The 1,980-nt window shown below is 67.3% G+C and carries 2 protein-coding genes; both read left to right on the forward strand.

The window, feature by feature from the left end:
- Positions 1-866, forward strand: an 866-nt coding sequence (locus ACP7CD_RS18350; protein ID WP_426120828.1) for a molybdopterin dinucleotide binding domain-containing protein, incomplete at its 5' end; no start/stop codon positions are given.
- On the forward strand, positions 866-1,980 hold a 1,115-nt coding region (gene narH, locus ACP7CD_RS18355), incomplete at its 3' end, for a nitrate reductase subunit beta (RefSeq protein WP_426120829.1). The genes ACP7CD_RS18350 and narH, both read left to right, overlap by 1 nt.

Raw genomic sequence — 1,980 nt, forward strand, 5'->3', positions numbered from 1 at the left:
ACACCGACGCGCGGATGGCCGAGGCCATCCTCCTCTTCTCCGGCACCACCAACGGGGAGCTGGCCGTGCAGGGCTTCGAGACCCTCGAGAAGCGCACCGGGGTGGAGCTCGCAGACCTCGCCCGCGGCTCCGAGGAGAAGCGCATCACCTTCGCCGACACCCAGGCCGGCCCGGTCCCGGTGATCACCTCCCCGGAGTGGTCCGGCTCCGAGACCGGGGGACGGCGCTACGCCCCGTTCACCATCAACATCGAACGCCTCAAGCCCTTCCACACCCTCACCGGACGGATGCACTTCTTCCTGGACCACGACTGGCTCAAGGACATGGGTGAGTCCCTGCCGATCTACCGCCCGCCCCTGGACATGCACCGCCTGTTCGGGGAACCCAAGCTCGGGCAGCGCGGGGAGCTGTCGATCGCCGTGCGGTATCTGACCCCGCACAACAAGTGGTCGATCCACTCGGAGTACCAGGACAACCTGTTCATGCTCTCCCTGGCCCGCGGGGGCACCACGGTGTGGATGAGCCCCCAGGACGCCGCACTCATCGAGGTCGCCGACAACGACTGGGTCGAGTGCCTCAACACCAACGGCGTCTACATCGGCCGGGCCATCGTCTCCCACCGGATGCCGGCCGGGGTGGTCTACGTCCACCACGCCCAGGAGCGCCTGATCGACGTCCCGAAGTCCGAGGCGACCGGGCGCCGCGGCGGGATCCACAACTCGGTCACCCGCATCCTCGTCAAACCCACCCACATGATCGGCGGCTACGCGCAGCTGTCCTGGGCCTTCAACTACCTCGGGCCCACCGGCAACCAGCGCGACATCGTCTCCGTGGTCCGCAAGCGCTCCCAGGAGGTCCAGTACTGATGCGAGTCATGGCCCAGGTCGCCATGGTGATGGCCCTCGACAAGTGCATCGGGTGCCACACCTGTTCGGTGACGTGCAAGCAGGCGTGGACGAACCGCGCCGGCACGGAGTACGTGTGGTTCAACAACGTGGAGACCCGTCCCGGGCAGGGCTATCCCCGCCGGTACGAGGACCAGGAGAAGTGGAAGGGCGGCTGGGAGCTCAACCGCCGCGGCAACCTCAAGCTCAAATCCGGCGGGCGCTGGGCGAAGCTGGCCGGCTTGTTCGCCAGCCCCGTCCAGCCCGAGCTCAACGACTACTACGAGCCGTGGACCTACGACTACGAGACCCTCACCAACGCCCCCGCCGGCACCGACTTCCCCGTCGCCCGACCGAAGTCCCTGATCACCGGCGAGGACATGAAGATCTCCTGGTCGGCCAACTGGGACGACAACCTCGGCGGCGCCCCGGAGATGGGCCACCTGGACCCGATCGTGGAGAAGGTCCGGAAGGAGTCGGAGGAGAAGATCAAGTTCGAGTTCGAGCAGACCTTCGCCTTCTACCTCCCCCGGATCTGCGAGCACTGCCTGAACCCCTCCTGCATGGCCTCCTGCCCCTCGGGGGCGATCTACAAGCGCACCGAGGACGGCATCGTACTGGTCGACCAGGACAAGTGCCGCGGCTGGCGCCAGTGCGTCACCGGCTGCCCGTACAAGAAGATGTACTACAACCACAAGTCCGGCAAGGCCGAGAAGTGCACCTTCTGCTACCCCCGCATCGAGGTCGGGATCCCCACGGTGTGCGCCGAGACCTGCGTGGGCCGGCTGCGCTACATCGGCATCTTCCTCTACGACGCCGACCGGGTCACCGAAGCCGCCGCGACACCGGACGAACAAGACCTCTACGAGGCGCAACTGGACCTGATGCTCGACCCGCACGACCCGACAGTGATCGCCGCCGCCCGGGCCGAGGGCATCCCCGAGGACTGGCTGGACGCGGCGCGGAAGTCCCCGGTCTACACCCTGGCCAAAGAGCTGCGGGTGGCCCTGCCCCTGCACCCCGAGTACCGCACGATGCCCATGGTCTGGTACGTCCCGCCACTGTCGCCGGTCGTGGACCTGCTCAAGGACCAGGG

It is taken from the genome of Kocuria sp. LHG3120 (assembly GCF_049897445.1).
GTDB classification, from domain to species: domain Bacteria; phylum Actinomycetota; class Actinomycetes; order Actinomycetales; family Micrococcaceae; genus Kocuria; species Kocuria rosea.